The sequence below is a fragment of the Bradyrhizobium sp. dw_411 genome (assembly GCF_018449695.1).
Lineage (GTDB): Bacteria > Pseudomonadota > Alphaproteobacteria > Rhizobiales > Xanthobacteraceae > Bradyrhizobium.
Genome location: NZ_JAAVUY010000015.1, coordinates 81,914 through 100,701, shown reverse-complemented (window position 1 = coordinate 100,701; position 18,788 = coordinate 81,914). Strand labels below are relative to the sequence as shown.

Below are 18,788 nucleotides of genomic sequence, written 5' to 3'. Positions count from 1 at the left end.
TTGTGCGTGCGGGTTTGGAGAACAGGAAATGACGTTTCAAAGAATCATTATCGGGCTTTTGATTCTGACGATTGCCGGTCTTGCGGGATCTTTCTATTTAAACTGGCGAATGGCGGTCCAGCTTCGGACCATCAAGGCGTTTGTCGAAGGCTCTGTGTTCGCGGAAGCCGTGGCCGCCTGCGAAAAGGCGCCGAGCACCACGCCGTTCAAGTGGAATGGCGGGACCCTGACCAACGTGATCGGCTTGAATTCGGTCAAGCTCGACAAGTACCGGGTCGTTTCGAGCTATACGCTGTATGCCGATGGCGTTTATTGCGATTTCGATCCGATCAAGAAGAAGGCCGATATCGGATCGAATTTCCTCGAACGGGAATGATGCTCGCTGGCGTGTCGCAGAAATGAGCACAGAGAGAGGTTCGTTTCAAAAGAACCTGCCCCAAAAAGAAAAAGAGCAGGGCGCGGTGCCCTGCTCTGAAAATTGTGTCGACCCTATTTCCCCGCAAAGTTCGATTTGATCTTGATTTAGCGGGGCGACGCTGCTTGTGCGCGCCAGGGCTCCTCCCGAGACTTGGACCACCAGACTTCAACCTTGCGGCCAGCCTGAGCTTAAACAGGTAGCCTATCTTTCTGCCGTTGTCATCATTCTCAGCAACGATTGTTCAAATTTCGAGCAATTTCTGAAATGAATGGAATCTCGTCATAGTCCGCTGTGGTTAGCCGTGTAGGTTATCTTTTGAGGTATTATAGTAGGGTATTTAAAGAGCGACAGTGGAAGAGCGCTGCATGCGTCCGCGCCTCAGCGCTCGAGAGTGTGAGCATTGGACAAGCGCGCTGTTGCCAGCGCGACTCCTGCAAGGCCAAATTATTCCCTCGGCGCGATGAAATTCCGCGCGGGCTTGGCGATCACGATAGCTCTGGAAATCTCGACAAGCTCTGACGCGGGTGCTACGCCCAAAAGAGATCTCGGGGAGAACCATGCGGCGGCGGCTGGAACTATTCATTCCAATCGTGGTGTTGGCGGTGCTGGTGCAGCTCATTGCGCCGATCGCAGCCTTTCGCGTGGTGGCGTATGCGACCAGCGATCCCCTATATCTGGCGTCGATGTCGATCTGCACCGAAACAGCATCTTCCGCCTCGCAGCAGACGGCTCCCGCCAAGACGCAACATGATCACGGTGAATGCTGCGCGTTCTGCGGCGCCGGCCACGCTGCCAGCGTCGCTCTCGCTTCGCCGCCGCTGATTTTCGTAACGCTGCAGCGTCAATACCAGCAGATATCGTGGCTGGAAGCCGCAGAGCCGATGCCGACGGTTCGAGTCGGCTCGAATGCGCAGGCGCGCGCACCACCGTCCATTTCCTGACCTAGCGAACATCCGAACGATCGGCGCCGCTGCGGGCGTGCCGGTTGGTGCAGTTCAATAAGCTGGCCAAAGTGCCGGCGTCAGGATTTTTCCATGTTTCGTTATCGCGCCTCGGGTTGCGCGAGCACGCTGGTCCTTTGCAGCGCGCTTTCCGCAATTCCTTCGATGGCCAGCGCCCAGACCGAGTTGCCTCCTGTGACCGTCGAAGCGCCGACGCAACGTCAGGCATTTCGACCGGCCAGGAAGCCGGCCCAGCGGACGGCCACGGCGTCGCGGCGCAAGAAGCCCGTTGTAATCGTGACGGGCAAGCCACCGGTTGCGCCGAATGACAGTGACGCGAATGCAGCGCTGGGTACGCCGCCGATCAAGCAGCGATATCAGCTTCCGCAGGAATCCTTCAGCATCACCTCCAAACAGATCGATGAGACCATCAATCTCAGGGATCCGGAGGATGCCGTTAAATACATGCCGAGCCTGTTCGTTCGTAAACGTAATGACGGCGACAACCAGGCGGTGCTCGCGACGCGAAGCTGGGGCCTCAGCTCAAGCGCGCGGACGCTGATCTATTTCGACGACCTGCTGATCTCGGCGCTGATCGGCAACAATAATTCCGGCGCCTCGCCACACTGGAATCTGATCTCTCCGGAATCGATCGGGCGCGTCGATTTTCTCAACGGGCCGTACGCGGCCGCCTATCCCGGCAACTCCATCGGTGGCGTGCTGCTCATTACCTCGAAGATGCCGGACAAGCCCTTCGCGGTCGTGAAGGAAACGGTGTCGGTGATGCCGTGGAATCAATACGGCACTAAAGACACCTATGTGACCAGCCAGACCAGCACCGCGGCGGGTGACCGCAAGGGTCCGGTATCCTTTTTGGTCAGCGCCAACTATCTGAACAGCTATCAGCAACCTCTGACCTATACGACCTTTGGCACCGTTCTTGGCGTTGGTCCCGCGAACACGAGCGGGACTATCGCGGCCCAGAGCAGAACGGGCGGGGTCGCAAACGTAATCGGCACAGGTACGCTGGCGCATTCGGAACAGACTTCTGGCAATTTCCGGGTGGCTTACGACGTCACGCCGCTGGTGCAGGCGACATACTCGTTTGGAATCTGGAACAATATTCAGACATCCAATCCGCAGACCTATCTGACTTCGACGCTCACCGGCCAGCCGACGTTTGGTGGCCAAAGCGGGTTCGCGAGCAATAAGTATACCTGGGATCAAACCCATATGAGCAACGCCGTGTCGCTCAAGAGCGATACCAAAGGCGTGTATGATTTTGATCTATCCGCGTCGAGTTATAATTATCTGCAGGATATCATGCTCAATCCGTTCACCGTCGCTCCCACCGGCGCCGGCTATTCGCTGAACGGAAAGATCACCCGCAACGATGGCACCAACTGGCAGAATGCTGACGCCAAAGGCATCTGGCGTCCGTTCGGATATGATGGTCCGCAGGAAATCAGCTTCGGTTTTCATGGCGACCGCTATGAATTGCAGAATCCGATTTTTGCCTCAACGGTCTGGACCACCACATCCACCACCGGTACCGGCCAGCTCTATTCGGACAGCGTCGGCGAAACCCGAACCGGCGCCGCCTGGGTGCAGGATGCCTGGAAGATCCAGCCCAACCTGAAACTGACGCTCGGCGGTCGGCTGGAGACCTGGCAGGCTTCAAACGGCTTTAACGTCAATACGACGACGAATGCCACTACGGGAGCGATCACCTCGACCGCAGCGCTGAATCAACCCGGCATCAGCTCGACGAACTTCTCGCCGAAGGCGTCCTTGTCCTACGATCCGAACAAGGAGTGGAACATCACCACCAATTTCGGCGAAGCCTATCGTTATCCGACCGTGACCGAACTTTATCAAAACATCACGGTGGCCGGCGTTGCGACCTTCGCCAATCCGAACCTGACGCCGGAGCAGGACATCAACGGCGAGGTGAATATCGAGCGTAAATGGAATGACGGCCGTATCAGGCTGACGCTGTTCGAGGAGCGGGTCAACAACGCGATCATTTCGCAAACCACCAATGTGACCAATTCGACGGGCGGTCAGACGCCCACCACGACGATCGGCAACGTACAGGCGATCCGTCTGCAGGGCGTCGAACTGTCGGGCGAAAAGGACAATGTCGGTATTAATGGTTTGAAACTGTTCGGCAGCGTAACCTATGTGGATTCGCGGATTCTGAGCGATCCGACGTTTGTCAGCACCATCGGCGGCACCACGGCGGTCGGCAAGCAGGTACCCAACGTTCCGGAGTGGCGATCCACGCTTGGCGTGACCTATCGGCCGAATGAGAGTTGGGCCTATACGGTGGCGGCGCGCTACACCGGCAAGCAATATGCGACCCTTGATAACACCGACACCACGCAACACGTCTATCAGGCCTTCGATCCCTTCCTCGTGGTGGATATGAAAATCCACTACAACGCGACCCCGAATTTCTCGTTCGATTTCGGGATCGATAATATCTTCAACGAGCAATACTTCCTGTTCCATCCGTTTCCCGGCCGGACTTTCGTTCTCGCCGCGAAATACGCGCTCTGAGACAGGATGAAAAACAGGAAGCCGGCACAAAGGAAAATATCATGAAGCAAATCATACAAAGGTTTTTGGTCATCGCTCTTCTCGTTGCCCCGTTCGCAGCACCTGCGAGCGCTGAGGAAATCAAGGCCGGCGATCTCGTGATCTCGCAGGGCTGGAGCCGAGCCACGCCGGGCGGCGCCAAGATCGGCGGCGGATATCTTACTGTCGAGAACAAGGGCTCGGCACCTGACCGGCTGATCCATGCCTCCGGCGACGTCGCGGGCAAGATCGAGGTCCATGAGATGGCGATGAAGAACGGCGTGATGACGATGCGCCCGGTCGACAATGGTCTCACCATCGAGCCCGGCAAGACCGTCAAGCTCGCGCCGGGCGGATTTCATCTGATGATGTTCGATCTCAAGAACCCGCTCAAGCAAGGCGACAAGGTGCCGGTCATCCTTGAGTTTGAAAAAGCGGGCAAGGTGACGCTCTCGCTCGATGTCGAGGGCATCGGTGCGCAGGGCCCCGCAGGTGCAGGTAACACTGACGGCCAGACGGATATGAAGAACATGCCCGGAATGAAAATGTGAGAGCGATGATGTCGAACACCCGCTATTCGTTATGTTGCGCCGCCGTCGCTACGCTCATGGCGTCGTCGGCCAGCGCCCATGTCACGCTCGAAAACCATCAGGCCACCATCGGTACTGGATACAAGGCCGTATTCGCAGTGCCGCATGGCTGCGCCGGTTCGGCCACCACCAAAATCCGCGTTCAGATTCCCGAAGGCGTAATCGCGGTGAAGCCGATGCCGAAGGCCGGCTGGAATGTCGAGGTCATCAAGGGCAAATATGCCGCCGAGTATGATTTTCATGGCACCAAGTTTTCGGAGGGCGTCAAGGAAGTGGTGTGGAGCGGCGGCAAGCTGGCCGACGACTACTACGATGAATTTGTCGTCAGCACCTTCCTGACCGGCGTTCTCAAGCCGGACACGGTGCTGTATTTCCCGACCGTGCAGGAATGCGAGCAGGGGGTCAGTCGCTGGATCGAGATCCCGGCAGGCGACCACGCTGCGCACACGGAGAGCAAATGGCCGGCGCCCGGCGTCAAATTGATGCCGAAGCCCTGAACCGGCCTGGATGATGCGCCTTCTCGCCTGCCTGGCTGTGCTGTTGTCGGTTCTATGCGCCACGACGGAGGCATCCGCGCACGCGTCGCTGATTTCGACCGAGCCCGGCGACGGCAGCATGATGGCGCAATCGCCGAAGTCAGTGCGATTGCGCTTCAATGAATCGGTGAGGCCGGCGGCCATCAAATTGATCGACGGCGAGGGCAGGGTGCGCGATGACGCTGTTGTCAGCGCACACGACGACACCATTGAAATCACGCTGCCGGACAACCTCGCGCGCGGCGCCCAGTTCATCAGCTACCGCGTATTCTCCGCGGATGGACATCCGGTCGGGGGATCGCTGACATTTTCGCTCGGCATGCCGGCGGCGAACGTTGTGGCCCAAACCGACGGCAGTTTCGGGCTCGCGCCGCTGATCTGGCTGGCGCGGATCGGCGTTTACCTCGGGCTGTTCGTGGGTGTTGGCGGCGTATTCTTCGGCGTGTGGCTGGCGCGGAGAGATGCAGGCGCGAGCATGATCGGCACGGCTCTGGTGGTGGGGCTTGTCAGTGCCGTTGCAGCGCTGGGGTTGCAAGGCCTCGACCTGTTGGATCTGCCGTCGACTGGCATCGTGACATCGGCGCCGTGGAAAGCCGCGGCGGCGACCAGCCTGTTCTCATCCCTGATGATCGCGATAGCGGCGATGATCGTCGCCGCGATTGCCCGGCGAGACATCCCCGCCAGCGCCGCTCGCGCGCTATCGGCGCTGGCGATTGTGGGCGTCGGTCTTGCGCTGGCCACCAGCGGACACGCCAGTACGGCGCCGCCGCAATGGCTGAGCCGGCCCATGGTGTTTCTGCACGGAATTGGCGTGGCCTTCTGGATCGGCGCACTCGCGCCTCTGGTGGCGATGGCGCGAAGACCAAAAGCGTCGTTGCTCGCTATCCTCAATCGCTTTTCGCGCATGGCCGTGCCGGTGGTGGGAGTTCTGGTGTTGACCGGGCTTGTCCTCGCAATCGTGCAGTTGGAAAGTTTTCGCGCGCTGATCGAGACCCGATACGGGCTGATCCTGTTGATCAAGCTGGCGTTGGTCTTGGTGCTGCTGGGCCTTGCGGCGCTGAATCGGTTTTACCTGACGCCGGCACTCGCGCTTGATCCCTCGAATATCAGTCCATTGGTCCGATCGATCATGGCCGAATGCGTGGTGGCAGTAGCCATTCTGGCGGTGGTCGCCGGCTGGCGCTTCACGCCGCCGCCGCGCGCGCTGGTTACGGCCATCGCGACACCGCTGGCGGTCCATATCCACACCGAGACCGCGATGTTTCAGGTGCTGGTGTCGCCCGGCACGGTCGGCACCGACAGCTTTGTGCTGCAGTTGATGAATGGCGACGCCAGTCCGCTGGAGGCCAAGGAGACCACGCTGTTTCTGAGCCTGCCGGAGCGCGGCATCGAAGCGCTGGAGCGCAAGGCCGTGCTTGGCGCCGACGGCTATTGGCACGTCTTGGATGTGCCGCTGCCCTATGCCGGCCGTTGGCACATGCGCATCGATGCTCTGATCACGGATTTCAAGAAGATCAGCTTGGAAGACGATCTGGACGTGCCGGGGCGCTGAACCCGGAGGGTTATTTTTCGCAACTGTGCGGTTTGCGACGCTTTCGCGCCTTAATCTCACGCTCAAGGTTTTCAGCAAAACAACAGGAAATCCGCAATCTTAGCGGCTTTTTTGGCGGTCTTTTCGCCGGGCGCCGCCCTTGTGTTTTGGCACCCGATCCGGTTTCACTGCTTGCTTCGAACGCTTCACCGATTCTTTGAGAAATCCCATGAGATTGTCGCGGTTCTTTCTGCCCATCCTTAAAGAGAATCCGAAAGAGGCCGAGATCGTCTCGCATCGCCTGATGCTGCGCGCGGGCATGATGCGGCAGGAAGCGGCTGGCATCTATGCCTGGCTGCCGCTCGGTCTGCGGGTACTCAAGAAAATCGAGCAGATCGTGCGCGAGGAGCAAAATCGCGCCGGCGCGATCGAGCTGTTGATGCCGACGCTGCAACTGGCGGATCTGTGGCGCGAAAGCGGCCGTTACGATGCCTATGGCCCGGAAATGCTGCGCATCACCGATCGCCACAAGCGCGAGTTGCTTTACGGGCCGACCAACGAGGAAATGATCACCGAGATCTTTCGCTCCTACGTGAAATCCTACAAGAGCCTGCCGCTCAATCTCTACCATATCCAGTGGAAGTTCCGTGACGAGCAGCGGCCGCGGTTCGGCGTCATGCGCGGGCGCGAATTCCTGATGAAGGATGCCTATTCCTTCGACATCGACGAGGCCGCGGCGCGGCGATCCTATAACCGGATGTTCGTCGCTTATTTGCGGACCTTCGCGCGGATGGGGTTGAAAGCAATCCCGATGCGCGCCGAAACCGGTCCGATCGGCGGCGACCTCAGCCACGAATTCATCGTGCTGGCGGAAACCGGCGAGTCCGCCGTGTATTGCGACAGCGACGTGCTGAATCTGCCGGTGCCCGGCGAAGAGGTCGATTATGAGGGCGACCTTTCGCCCATCATCGCGCAATGGACCTCGGTCTATGCCGCGACCGAGGATGTCCATGACGCCGCGCGCTTCGACCGCGAAGTGCCGGCCGAGAAGAAGGTGCACACCAGGGGCATCGAAGTCGGCCAGATCTTCTATTTCGGCACCAAATATTCGGACACGATGAAAGCGCTGGTCGCCGGCGCCGATGGCGCCGAGGTAGCGATCCATGGCGGCTCCTACGGGGTCGGCGTGTCGCGTCTGGTCGGGGCCATCATCGAAGCCTGCCATGACGATGCCGGTATCAAATGGCCGGAAGCGGTCGCGCCGTTCAAGGCGGCGATCCTGAACCTGAAGCAGGGTTCTGCGGATACCGATGCGGCCTGCGAGCAGCTTTATCGCGAGCTCACGGCGAAGGGCGTCGATGTGCTTTACGACGACACCGACCAGCGCGCCGGCGCCAAATTCGCAGCCGCCGACCTGATCGGTATTCCCTGGCAGATACTGGTCGGCCCCAAGGGCCTCGCCGAAGGCAAGCTCGAGGTCAAACGCCGCAGCGACGGCTCGCGCGAGAATCTAAGCCCGGCTGAAGTCGTGGCACGGCTGACCTAGTGCGTCTTCGAGCGGAGAATTATCCACCGCGGTTATCCGGTTATCAGCCGTCACGGCTACAATTAGCCCGAATCGTGTGAAAATCGGACTATGGATGAAACCATGAGCGAGACAGTTCGAACCAAACCTTTTGCGCCCTTCGAGTGGCTGCTGTCGGGACGCTATTTGCGCGCGCGTCGCAAGGAAGGGTTCATCTCCGTCATCGCCGGATTCTCGTTCCTGGGCATCATGCTTGGCGTCGCCACGCTGATCATCGTGATGGCGGTCATGAACGGCTTCCGCAAGGAATTGCTCGACAAGATACTCGGCCTCAACGGCCATCTTCTGGTGCAGCCGCTGGAATCGCCGCTGACCGACTGGAAGGATGTCGCCGAGCGCATCAATGCGGTCGCGGGCATCCGGCTCGCGGCACCTGTCGTCGACGGTCAGGCGCTGGCGTCTTCGCCGTTCAACGCTTCGGGCGTGTTCGTGCGCGGTATCCGCTCCGACGACCTCAACAACCTCACGTCGATCGCCAAGAACATCAAGCAAGGCACGCTCGAGGGCTTCGACGAAGGGCAGGGCGTCGCGATCGGCCGCCGGCTCGCCGATACGCTGTCGCTGCATGCCGGCGACAGCATCACGCTGGTTTCGCCAAAGGGCGCGGTGACCCCGATGGGCACCACGCCGCGCATCAAGCCCTACAAGGTGACGGCGGTGTTCGAGATCGGCATGTCGGAATATGACGCAAGCTTTGTGTTCATGCCGCTGACCGAGGCGCAGAACTACTTCAATCGCACCAACGACGTGACCGCAATTGAGGTGTTCACGACCAATCCAGATAAGATCGAGGCGTTCCGCAATGCCGTCACCGGGGCGGCTGGCAGGCCTGTCTTCCTGGTCGACTGGCGGCAGCGCAATTCGACCTTCTTCAATGCGCTTCAGGTCGAGCGCAACGTCATGTTCCTGATTCTGACGATGATCGTGCTGGTCGCAGCCCTTAACATCGTCTCCGGCCTGATCATGCTGGTAAAGGACAAGGGCAGCGATATCGCGATCCTGCGCACCATGGGGGCCTCGCAGGGATCGATCATGCGGATCTTCCTGATTACGGGCGCGGCGATCGGTGTGGTCGGCACGCTGACCGGATTTCTGGTCGGCATGCTGATCTGCCTCAATATCGAATCGATCCGGCAGTTCCTGTCCTGGCTCACCAACACCGAACTATTTTCGCCGGAGCTCTATTTTCTCTCCAAGCTGCCGGCCGAGATCGATTTCGGCGAAACCAGCGCGGTCGTGATCATGGCGCTGACGCTCTCCTTCCTCGCCACGCTGTATCCATCGTGGCGTGCCGCTCGCCTCGACCCTGTCGACGCGCTGCGGTACGAGTGAGGGCACGATGGAGCAGGGGGCGGAAGATGTACCGGTTGTTTATCTTCACGAGATAAAACGCCAGTACACCCAGGGGGCGACGACGCTGACCATCCTCAACGGTGCCAAGCTGGCGCTATGGGCGGGGCAGTCGGTCGCGCTGGTGGCGCCGTCGGGCGCCGGCAAATCGACCCTGCTGCATATCGCGGGCCTCCTGGAGAGCCCCGACGACGGCGAGGTCTATGTCGGGGGCACGCCGACCTCCGGCCTGTCGGACATCGACCGGACCCAGATCCGGCGCACCGATATCGGCTTTGTCTATCAATCGCACCGGCTATTGCCGGAATTCTCCGCGCTCGAAAATGTCATGCTGCCGCAGATGATCCGCGGCCTCAAACGCAGCGAGACCGTCAAGCGCGCCACCGAAATCCTAGCCTATCTCGGCCTCGGCGATCGCATCAAGCATCGCCCGGCCGAATTGTCCGGCGGCGAACAGCAGCGGGTCGCGATCGCGCGCGCGGTCGCCAACGCGCCGCGGGCGCTGCTGGCGGACGAGCCGACCGGCAATCTCGATCCGAACACGGCCGATCATGTGTTTGGCGCGCTGATGCAACTGGTCAAGGCGACCAGGGTCGCGATGCTGATCGCAACCCACAATATGGAACTCGCGGGCCGGATGGACCGGCGGGTGTCGCTGGTCGACGGCGAGGTCGTTGAGCTGGATTAGCCCGTCGATTGCCGACCCGCGCAATCGGCCAGACTTCGTTAACCGGCGATTTCCTTAAAGACCATTTTGGCCGGTCGGTCCGGCTGTGGCGGCCTCGACAGACTGGAAAACCGGCAATTCGCGGCGCATATTCCGGGCATGGCTGGCATATGGACAACTGAGCAATTCTCCTGCCCCGAATGCGGGATGAATTACACCGCGACGCGAGAGCAGCATCCGGACAAGCATTCCGGAAATGCCGGCAGCTTCCAATGCGTGTTCTGCGAGACCGAAGTCCACACCTGGACCGGTCTCTATGACTTCTTCGACTGGAAGACCGTCAAGAGCGGCTTGCCGGTGTTCGGGAAGAAGACGGCGGCCGGTCGCTAAGTTAGGTCGTTTCCCAGAACGTTTTGGGAATCCCACACCCATTCGCCAATGCGATCTTTCGAGCTGACCCAGCACGACCCTCTTGGGTAGCTTTGATTATGGCAGCCGGGAGGGGTGGAAACTGTCCGATTCCGGATGCATATTCAAGGTATGCTGGTATCTCCGAAATTTTGGTGGAATGCAGGCCGCTATGTCGGGAGCGCGATCATGCTGGCCGTGTTCATTTACGGAGCGGCTAGGTTTTCGGATGGCCCGATCGGGGAATATCAGGGCGGCTATCGCTCAACCCGCGGCGTTCCTCATACAGCCGAGGAATATCAGGCCTATAAGATTTGGGAAAAGACGATTTTTATCGTTTGGCCACTCGGTATAGCCATCGGGTTCTTGCTCCAATACGCCAAGCCAAAGGGTGAGGATTTATGACCCCAAACGCCTTGGGAACCTCAACCGGCTTGCTATCGATTATCGACCGACAGGGCAGGATGCCGAACGTGACCCCGTTCCGGGCTAGCACCGGCCAAACTCATCCCCGGAATTAACCACGCGATTTCTTTTGGAGCCATTCCTCAAACTGACCCTCGACCGCCTCTTGACCAAAGAACAAAAACAGAACATTGTTCTCTCTATGTTCACACATCAGGAGGCGGGCATGTTGGAGACCTTTGTGGAAGAAGCGGCGGCACTGACGTCGATTGTGCTGTTTGTCGGGATGATCGCGGTCTGGGCGCAATTGATCCCCCAGCTCTGAGGTTCCAAATGGCGTCTTGAGGCGCCTCGGGATGGCGACGCCAGAACTTGACGTCGCTTGGGGAAAAGCCGGATGGCGGGCGCCAATCGCGCCTTCCGCGTGGACTCATCCCATCAGAGGCTTCACCATTGAGGAGCGAGTCGGCCCGCGGGGCCGCCCGGCGCCTCCTCAAGCCCAGTGATTGCTAACGTCCATGACGCAGAAGTCTTCGGCAAATCAGTCCAATGCCGGATTTGTTCATCTCCACGTCCATTCGGCCTATTCGCTGCTGAAGGGATCGATCAAGATCCAGAAGCTCGGCGAACTGGCCAAGGCGGACCGGCAGCCGGCGCTGGCGCTGACCGATACCGACAACATGTTCGGGGCGCTGGAATTCTCCGACAAGATGGCCGGCTACGGCATCCAGCCGATCATCGGCTGCGAACTCGCGGTCGATTTCGGCGATCAGGACCCGAACGCCCGCAACGCGATGGCCTCGGCCCCTTCGCGGATCGTGCTGCTGGCGGCGCGCGAGCGCGGCTATCGCAACCTGATGCGGCTGAATTCACGGGCGTTCCTGGAAACCCCGACCCATCAATCCCCGCACATCAAGTTCGAATGGCTGGAAGGCGACGCCGAGGACCTGATCGTGCTGACCGGCGGCCCGGAAGGGCCGATCTCGCTGGCGCTCCATGCCGATCAGGCCGCACTGGCCGCGGCCCGCTGCGACCGGCTGGCGAGTCTGTTCGGCGACCGGCTCTATGTCGAGCTGCAACGCCACGGACTTGAGAAGGAACGCCGCGTCGAGGCCGGGCTGATTGATCTGGCCTATACCAAGGGTTTGCCGCTGGTCGCGGCCAATGAGCCTCATTTCGCGGCCGCCGATGATTACGAGGCCCATGACGCGCTATTGTGCATCGCCGGCGGACGTCTGATCGCCGAGACCGACCGCGATCAGTTGACGCCGGATCACCGTTTCAAGACCCGCGCCGAAATGGCGGTGCTGTTCGCCGATATTCCGGAGGCGCTGGCCTCGACGGTCGAGATTGCCGAGCGCTGTGCGTTCCGCCCCAAGACGCGCAAGCCGATCCTGCCGCGCTTCACGGTGGGCGCGGCCGTCAACGCGGCCGATGCGGTCAGCGAGGAGGCGATTGAATTGCGCCGCCAGGCCGAGGAAGGCCTGACCAACCGGCTGCGCGTGCACGGCCTTTCGCAGGGCGTGTCGGAGGAAGACTACCGGGCGCGGCTCGCTTTCGAAATCGACGTCATCACCCGCATGCAGTATCCGGGCTACTTCCTGATCGTCGCGGACTTCATCAAATGGGCGAAGGCCGAGGGCATTCCGGTCGGCCCGGGCCGCGGCTCCGGCGCAGGATCGCTGGTCGCCTATGCGCTGACCATCACCGATCTCGATCCGATCAGGTTTGGCCTGCTGTTCGAGCGGTTTCTCAATCCGGAACGCGTATCGATGCCGGACTTCGACATCGATTTCTGCCAGGACCGGCGCGGCGAAGTCATCGACTACGTGCAGCAGCGCTACGGCCGCGATCAGGTCGCGCAGATCATCACCTTCGGTACGCTGCAGGCGCGCGGCGTGCTGCGCGACGTCGGACGCGTGCTGCAGATGCCCTATGGGCAGGTCGACCGGCTGACAAAGCTGGTGCCGCAGAATCCCGCGGCACCGGTCACGCTGGCCGCGGCGATCGAGAGCGAGCCGAAGCTGCAGGCGTTTCGTGATGAGGATGCGGTGGTGGCGCGCGCCTTCGACATCGCGCAGCGCCTGGAAGGCCTGACCCGCCACGCATCCACCCATGCCGCGGGTATCGTGATCGGCGACCGGCCGCTCAGCGAGCTCGTGCCGCTCTATCGCGATCCGAAATCCGACATGCCGGTTACCCAGTTCAACATGAAATGGGTCGAGCCCGCTGGGCTCGTCAAATTCGACTTCCTCGGCCTCAAGACGCTGACCGTGCTCGATGTCGCAGTGAAACTGCTCAAGCAGCGCGATGTCCATGTCGACCTCACAACGCTGCCGCTCGACGACGCGCCCAGCTATCAGATGCTGGCCAAGGGCGATGTGGTCGGCGTGTTCCAGGTTGAAAGTCAGGGCATGCGCCGCGCGCTGGTGGACATGCGGCCCGACCGTTTCGAGGACATCATTGCGCTGGTCGCGCTGTATCGCCCGGGCCCGATGGCGAACATTCCGACCTATTGCGCCCGCAAGCACGGCGACGAAGAGCCGGAATATCTGCATCCCATGCTTGAGCCGATCCTGAAGGAGACTTTTGGCGTCATCATCTACCAGGAACAGGTGATGCAGATCGCGCAGGTCATGGCCGGCTATTCGCTCGGCGAAGCCGACCTGCTGCGGCGCGCGATGGGCAAGAAGATCCGCTCGGAAATGGAAAAGCAGCGCGCTGGCTTCATCGCGGGCTCGGTCAAGAACGGCGTGCCGAAAGGGCAGGCCGATACCATCTTCGAACTGCTGGCCAAATTCGCCGATTACGGTTTCAACAAGAGCCACGCGGCGGCTTATGCGCTGGTGTCGTACCACACCGCCTACATGAAGGCGCATTATCCCGTCGAATTCCTGGCGGCGTCGATGACGCTCGATCTCAACAACACCGACAAGCTGTCGGAATTTCGCGCCGAGGCGCAGCGGCTCGGGATCAAGGTGGAAGCGCCCTCGGCCAACCGCTCCGGTGCGACCTTCGAGGTCAGCGATAACACCATCTATTACGCATTGGCCGCGCTCAAGGGCGTCGGCCCGCAGGCGGTCGAACTGATCGTGGAAACGCGCCGCGAGGGCCTGTTCACGTCGCTGGCCGATTTTGCGGCACGCGTTAATCCACGTGCGATCAACAAGCGCGTGATCGAAAGTCTGGCCGCTGCCGGTGCGTTCGACGCGCTGGATTCCAATCGCGCGCGGGTGTTCGCCGGATCAGATGCGATTCTTGCGGCCTGCCAGCGCAGCCACGAGGCCGCGACCGTCGGGCAGAACGATATGTTTGGTGGCGCGGCCGATGCACCGACCATCATGCTGCCGCAGATCGAACCGTGGCTGCCGGCCGACCGGCTGCGGCGCGAATATGATGCGATCGGTTTTTTCCTGTCGGGCCATCCGCTCGACGACTACGCCACGGTGTTGAAGCGCCTGCGGGTGCAGTCCTGGGCGGAATTTTCGCGCGCGGTCAAAACCGGCGCGACCGCGGGCAAGGTCGCGGCGACCGTGGTGTCGCGGATGGAGCGGCGCACCAAGACCGGCAACAAGATGGGCATCATCGGATTGTCGGATCCGACCGGCCATTTCGAAGCCGTGCTGTTTTCCGAGGGGCTTGCCCAGTACCGCGAAGTGCTGGAACCCGGCGCTGCGGTGCTACTGCAACTCGGTGCCGAGTTGCAGGGCGAGGATGTCCGCGCGCGCGTGCTGCACGCCGAACCGCTGGATGATGCGGCGGCCAAAACCCAGAAGGGTCTGCGCATCTTCGTGCGCGACACCAAGCCGCTTGAGTCTATCGCCAAGCGACTGCAGATGCCGGAAGCCGCGGGTGTCACCACCGCACCGGCTGCCGCCAATGGCGACGTCTCGCTGGTCATGATGCTCGACCTCGAAACCGAGGTGGAAATGAAGCTGCCGGGCCGCTTCAAGGTCTCGCCGCAGATCGCCGGCGCGATCAAGGCGGTCTCGGGCGTGGTGGACGTGCAAACGCTTTAGGCGAGGGGGCTGTCGCCATACGCGAAGTCTGCGTGCTGTTCTGACGACGCACCTGCCGCACGCAGATCACGCGATCCTCGATATCCGCAAGATCGAGGACTGCTGTCTGAACCCGGCTCATCCGCGAGGCCGGCACAAGTTCCGAGTCTTTCGCGAAGCACTTAATGTCGGGCCGAGCGATGCGGCGTGGTTGCGAGGCGTTTTGCTGGAGGGCGTCCGGGAGAGCGACGCCTCGCTATTGGCAACCGATGCCTGAGGAAGTCGCTGGCGCGTCGATGTGAACGTCAGGCGACATGAAAGGAGCGCTGTGGTAAGAACCGTCTGGATTATTCGAGCCGGGGAGAATGCGCCAAGGTTCGTTACCGGTTGGGTGCTATGATGAAAGCGAAAAAGCAAGCGACGATCGAAGGGCCATCTGTTTTGGATGTGGTCGCCTTGTTGGTGGACGTTCCCTCGGAAGGGCTTTCACACGGGCAGGTCGGCACCATCGTTGAGCACCTCGACGACAAGACTCTACTCGTGGAATTTAGTGACGATACCGGGCAGGCCTACGCGATCGCGCCGTGTCCGCGTACGGAATTGCTTGTCCTGCACTACGTCCCGGAAGCCGCTTGATCAGTTCGACGCCTCGGAAAATTAGCAGGGTGGAGATTAATCATGTGCGAGATATGTCGCCAAGCTGCGATCCCCGGATTTGGACCCTCGCGCCGCAATCTGCTTTTCGGTGCAGTATCGGCCATGGGAATAATGTTGGCCAACGCGGCTGGCGCCAAGGAAATGAAGGCGCCCCCGAAGCCGCAAAACGTATTATCGCCGGATGCTTCGCTCGAACGTCTCCTGAAAGGCAATACGCGCTATGTCGAAGGCGTGTCGCGGCGCCATGACTTCAAGCATGAACGGGAGGCGTTGGCGGGAGGTCAAAATCCTTACGCCGCGATATTGAGCTGCGCTGATTCACGCATCGCGCCAGAATATGCCTTCGATAGCGGACGGGGCGATCTCTTTGTTTGTCGCGTGGCCGGCAACTTTGCCAGCACCGAGACGGTCGCCAGCCTCGAATACGCCGTCGCGGTTCTGAACGTGCCTGCGATTTTGGTGCTGGGTCACGATAGCTGCGGCGCCGTCGGTGCTGCCATAAAATCCCTCGCCGACAACACAGCATTGCCAGGACACATGCCCTCATTGGTCACGGGCGTTGCACCTGCGGTGAAGGCGGTATCGCAGGAAGGCAGTGATGTGCTGGCGAAAGCAATTCGGCAGAACGTGCTCGATAACGTCGCCCAGTTACGTTCTGCCACGCCCATCCTGAGTGCTGCGGTTGAACAGGGTAAACTCAAGGTCGCCGGCGGGGTGTATCGGCTCAGGGATGGCCGGGTCGATATGGTCGCCTGAGAGAATCGGCCAATCCGGCCGCCGAGCCCTCAATCGGGGTGCAAAACGGCGCTGGCGGCAAGATTTGGACGTCGGCCCCTCGGATTTGCTGGTTTGGGCCCGGTTTGGCTGGGTTAAGGGCACCGAAAAGCCCCGGATTTCCTTGCTTCTGCCGGAAATCCCGCTATATACCGCGCCATCTCACACGGAAACATGGCTCAAAAGGCCGTCCGGTGGCAACCGGGCCATAAGGCTCGTTTGCTCACACGTTTCCGGAGGAACCAACCGGAGAATTAGACTATGGCGCTTCCCGATTTTTCTATGCGTCAGCTGCTTGAAGCTGGCGTTCACTTTGGTCACCAATCGCACCGCTGGAATCCGAAGATGGCGGATTACATCTTCGGTGCCCGCAACAACATCCACATCATCGATCTCGCCCAGACCGTGCCGCTGTTGCATCGCGCGCTCCAGGCGGTCAGCGATACCGTCGCCAAGGGCGGCCGTGTCCTGTTCGTCGGCACCAAGCGGCAGGCGCAGGATGGCGTCGCTGAAGCTGCCAAGCGCTCGGCGCAGTATTTCGTCAATTCGCGCTGGCTCGGCGGCACGTTGACCAACTGGAAGACGATTTCCGGCTCGATCAAGCGGCTGCGGCACCTCGATGAAGTGCTCAATTCCGGCGATGCCAATGCCTATACCAAGAAGGAGCGGCTTACGCTGCAGCGCGAGCGCGACAAGCTCGATCGTTCGCTGGGCGGCATCAAGGACATGGGCGGTCTGCCCGACATGATCTTCGTGATCGACACCAACAAGGAAGACATCGCGATCCAGGAAGCCCAGCGGCTCAACATCCCCGTTGCGGCGATCGTCGATACCAATTCCGATCCCAAGGGCATCACCTATGTCGTGCCCGGCAATGACGACGCCGGCCGTGCCATCACGCTGTATTGCGATCTGATCGCGCGTGCGGTCATCGACGGCATTTCGCGCGCGCAGGGCGATTCCGGGATCGATATCGGCGCCTCGGCGCAGCCCGTTCGCGAGGCCATTCCGGCCGCGCCGCAACCGGCCGGCTTCCAGGGCTTGGCGGGACCGCGTGGCGCTGCTGACGATCTCAAGAAGCTCACCGGCGTGTCCGGCGCGATCGAGAAGAAGTTCAACGATCTCGGCATTTTCCACTATTGGCAGCTGGCCGAACTCGATCACGACACCGCGCACAAGATCGGCGAAGAGGTCGGACTTCCGAGCCGGGCCGATGGCTGGGTAGCCCAGGCCAAGGCGATGACGGCGGAAGCCGAATAACGACGCGTTGGCCGGCACATCCCGGCCAACACCTTCCAACGACGGCATTCCTGATGGTGGATGGCGGCGAGGCGACCACGCCCGCCGCGCCAGCTCTGACAGGCAGAGGACGTACAACGATGACAACAATCACGGCAGCGATGGTCAAGGACCTGCGCGAGACGACCGGCGCGGGCATGATGGATTGCAAGGCTGCGCTCACCGAGAACGCCGGCGACATGCAGGCGTCGATCGACTGGCTGCGCAAGAAGGGCTTGTCGAAAGCCGCCAAGAAGGCCGGCCGCATTGCGGCTGAGGGCCTGATCGGTGCGGTGACCGCGGGCAACAAGGGCGTCGTCGTCGAGGTCAATTCCGAAACCGACTTCGTCGCGCGCAACGGCCAGTTCCAGGGACTGGTCAAGATGATCGCGCAGGTCGCGCTCGATGTCGGCGCCGACGTGGAAAAGATCAAGGCCGCCAAGGTCGGCAGCGTCACCGTCGAGACCGCCGTCGCGGACGCGATCGCGACCATCGGCGAGAACATGACGCTGCGGCGCGCGGCTTCGCTGGAAGTCAGCAAGGGCGTGGTGTCGAGCTACGTGCATAATGCCGTGATCGAAGGCGCCGGCAAGATGGGCGTGATCGTCGCGCTGGAATCGGCCGGGAAGACCGACGAACTGGCAACGCTGGGCAAGCAACTCGCGATGCATGTTGCGGCCGCCAACCCGCTGGCGCTGGATTCGGCCGGGCTGGACCCGGCCACCGTCAAGCGCGAAAAGGACGTGCTGGCCGACAAGTACCGTCAGCAGGGCAAGCCCGAGAACGTGATCGAAAAGATCGTCGAGTCCGGCTTGAAGACCTATTACAAGGAAGTCTGCCTGCTGGAGCAGGCCTTCATCCACGACAGCGGCAAGTCGGTCGCCCAGGCGGTGAAAGAAGCTGAGGGTAAGGTTGGCGGACCGATCAAGGTGACCGGATTTGTGCGCTATGCTCTGGGCGAGGGAATCGAGAAGCAGGAAACCGATTTCGCAGCCGAAGTTGCGGCGGTCAGCGGCCAGAAATAGCCGTCCGAACAGTGCTTTCGGCCGGTTTCGCCGGGAGCGCCGGGC

Annotated in this window: 16 protein-coding genes; all 16 read left to right on the top strand. The window is 60.9% G+C overall.

The window, feature by feature from the left end; all coding sequences use genetic code 11:
* Nucleotides 1-28: 28 nt before the first annotated feature.
* The 16 genes from HB676_RS24250 to tsf all read left to right on the top strand — a co-directional run bounded on the left by HB676_RS24250 (nucleotide 29) and on the right by tsf (nucleotide 18,743).
* Nucleotides 29-376: a hypothetical protein gene (locus HB676_RS24250; RefSeq protein ID WP_213740986.1), complete on the top strand. Its 348-nt coding sequence runs from the start codon at nucleotides 29-31 to the stop codon at nucleotides 374-376.
* 599 nt (nucleotides 377-975) lie between these two features.
* Nucleotides 976-1,359, top strand: a complete 384-nt coding sequence (locus tag HB676_RS24245; protein ID WP_213740985.1) for a DUF2946 domain-containing protein — start codon at nucleotides 976-978, stop codon at nucleotides 1,357-1,359.
* Nucleotides 1,360-1,452: 93 nt separating this feature from the next.
* Nucleotides 1,453-3,921: a TonB-dependent receptor gene (locus tag HB676_RS24240; protein WP_213740984.1), complete on the top strand. Its 2,469-nt coding sequence runs from the start codon at nucleotides 1,453-1,455 to the stop codon at nucleotides 3,919-3,921.
* 41 nt (nucleotides 3,922-3,962) lie between these two features.
* Nucleotides 3,963-4,490 (top strand): copper chaperone PCu(A)C, encoded by a 528-nt coding sequence (locus HB676_RS24235; RefSeq protein WP_213740983.1) that lies wholly within the window; start codon nucleotides 3,963-3,965, stop codon nucleotides 4,488-4,490.
* An 8-nt stretch (nucleotides 4,491-4,498) separates the two neighbouring features.
* Nucleotides 4,499-5,026 (top strand): DUF1775 domain-containing protein, encoded by a 528-nt coding sequence (locus tag HB676_RS24230; RefSeq protein WP_213740982.1) that lies wholly within the window; start codon nucleotides 4,499-4,501, stop codon nucleotides 5,024-5,026.
* A 13-nt stretch (nucleotides 5,027-5,039) separates the two neighbouring features.
* Nucleotides 5,040-6,617, top strand: coding sequence for a CopD family protein (locus HB676_RS24225; RefSeq protein WP_213741085.1), 1,578 nt, complete (start codon nucleotides 5,040-5,042; stop codon nucleotides 6,615-6,617).
* Between the two features lie 208 nt (nucleotides 6,618-6,825).
* Entirely contained in the window at nucleotides 6,826-8,142 is a 1,317-nt protein-coding gene (proS, locus tag HB676_RS24220) for a proline--tRNA ligase (RefSeq protein ID WP_213740981.1), read from the top strand.
* A gap of 90 nt (nucleotides 8,143-8,232) precedes the next feature.
* Nucleotides 8,233-9,513, top strand: coding sequence for a lipoprotein-releasing ABC transporter permease subunit (locus HB676_RS24215; protein WP_213740980.1), 1,281 nt, complete (start codon nucleotides 8,233-8,235; stop codon nucleotides 9,511-9,513).
* Between the two features lie 7 nt (nucleotides 9,514-9,520).
* On the top strand, nucleotides 9,521-10,219 hold the full coding sequence (locus tag HB676_RS24210; RefSeq protein WP_213740979.1) for an ABC transporter ATP-binding protein: 699 nt from the start codon (nucleotides 9,521-9,523) through the stop codon (nucleotides 10,217-10,219).
* Between the two features lie 186 nt (nucleotides 10,220-10,405).
* The gene (locus HB676_RS24205; RefSeq protein ID WP_346347416.1) at nucleotides 10,406-10,588 is read left to right on the top strand and encodes a hypothetical protein; all 183 of its coding nucleotides are present in this window, start codon (nucleotides 10,406-10,408) and stop codon (nucleotides 10,586-10,588) included.
* A 207-nt stretch (nucleotides 10,589-10,795) separates the two neighbouring features.
* Nucleotides 10,796-11,011, top strand: coding sequence for a hypothetical protein (locus HB676_RS24200; protein WP_213740978.1), 216 nt, complete (start codon nucleotides 10,796-10,798; stop codon nucleotides 11,009-11,011).
* A gap of 518 nt (nucleotides 11,012-11,529) precedes the next feature.
* Entirely contained in the window at nucleotides 11,530-15,030 is a 3,501-nt protein-coding gene (dnaE, locus tag HB676_RS24195; RefSeq protein WP_213740977.1) for a DNA polymerase III subunit alpha, read from the top strand.
* A gap of 375 nt (nucleotides 15,031-15,405) precedes the next feature.
* The gene (locus HB676_RS24190) at nucleotides 15,406-15,645 is read left to right on the top strand and encodes a DUF4926 domain-containing protein (RefSeq protein WP_213740976.1); all 240 of its coding nucleotides are present in this window, start codon (nucleotides 15,406-15,408) and stop codon (nucleotides 15,643-15,645) included.
* Nucleotides 15,646-15,687: 42 nt separating this feature from the next.
* Nucleotides 15,688-16,422 (top strand): carbonic anhydrase, encoded by a 735-nt coding sequence (locus HB676_RS24185; protein ID WP_213740975.1) that lies wholly within the window; start codon nucleotides 15,688-15,690, stop codon nucleotides 16,420-16,422.
* Nucleotides 16,423-16,701: 279 nt separating this feature from the next.
* Nucleotides 16,702-17,700: a 30S ribosomal protein S2 gene (locus HB676_RS24180; protein ID WP_213740974.1), complete on the top strand. Its 999-nt coding sequence runs from the start codon at nucleotides 16,702-16,704 to the stop codon at nucleotides 17,698-17,700.
* Between the two features lie 119 nt (nucleotides 17,701-17,819).
* Nucleotides 17,820-18,743 carry a translation elongation factor Ts gene (tsf, locus tag HB676_RS24175; protein ID WP_213740973.1) on the top strand — a complete coding sequence of 308 codons (924 nt, stop codon included), beginning with the start codon at nucleotides 17,820-17,822 and terminating at the stop codon, nucleotides 18,741-18,743.
* Nucleotides 18,744-18,788: the final 45 nt, after the last annotated feature.

Excerpts from the sequence above, each read along its gene's own strand:
- HB676_RS24250 (WP_213740986.1), top strand. The coding sequence starts at position 29 with ATGACGTTTCAAAGAATCATTATCGGGCTTTTGATTCTGACGATTGCC.
- HB676_RS24245 (WP_213740985.1), top strand. The coding sequence starts at position 976 with ATGCGGCGGCGGCTGGAACTATTCATTCCAATCGTGGTGTTGGCGGTG.
- HB676_RS24240 (WP_213740984.1), top strand. The coding sequence starts at position 1,453 with ATGTTTCGTTATCGCGCCTCGGGTTGCGCGAGCACGCTGGTCCTTTGC.
- HB676_RS24235 (WP_213740983.1), top strand. The coding sequence starts at position 3,963 with ATGAAGCAAATCATACAAAGGTTTTTGGTCATCGCTCTTCTCGTTGCC.
- HB676_RS24230 (WP_213740982.1), top strand. The coding sequence starts at position 4,499 with ATGTCGAACACCCGCTATTCGTTATGTTGCGCCGCCGTCGCTACGCTC.
- HB676_RS24225 (WP_213741085.1), top strand. The coding sequence starts at position 5,040 with ATGCGCCTTCTCGCCTGCCTGGCTGTGCTGTTGTCGGTTCTATGCGCC.
- proS (WP_213740981.1), top strand. The coding sequence starts at position 6,826 with ATGAGATTGTCGCGGTTCTTTCTGCCCATCCTTAAAGAGAATCCGAAA.
- HB676_RS24215 (WP_213740980.1), top strand. The coding sequence starts at position 8,233 with ATGGATGAAACCATGAGCGAGACAGTTCGAACCAAACCTTTTGCGCCC.
- HB676_RS24210 (WP_213740979.1), top strand. The coding sequence starts at position 9,521 with ATGGAGCAGGGGGCGGAAGATGTACCGGTTGTTTATCTTCACGAGATA.
- HB676_RS24205 (WP_346347416.1), top strand. The coding sequence starts at position 10,406 with ATGAATTACACCGCGACGCGAGAGCAGCATCCGGACAAGCATTCCGGA.
- HB676_RS24200 (WP_213740978.1), top strand. The coding sequence starts at position 10,796 with ATGCTGGCCGTGTTCATTTACGGAGCGGCTAGGTTTTCGGATGGCCCG.
- dnaE (WP_213740977.1), top strand. The coding sequence starts at position 11,530 with ATGACGCAGAAGTCTTCGGCAAATCAGTCCAATGCCGGATTTGTTCAT.
- HB676_RS24190 (WP_213740976.1), top strand. The coding sequence starts at position 15,406 with ATGATGAAAGCGAAAAAGCAAGCGACGATCGAAGGGCCATCTGTTTTG.
- HB676_RS24185 (WP_213740975.1), top strand. The coding sequence starts at position 15,688 with ATGTGCGAGATATGTCGCCAAGCTGCGATCCCCGGATTTGGACCCTCG.
- HB676_RS24180 (WP_213740974.1), top strand. The coding sequence starts at position 16,702 with ATGGCGCTTCCCGATTTTTCTATGCGTCAGCTGCTTGAAGCTGGCGTT.
- tsf (WP_213740973.1), top strand. The coding sequence starts at position 17,820 with ATGACAACAATCACGGCAGCGATGGTCAAGGACCTGCGCGAGACGACC.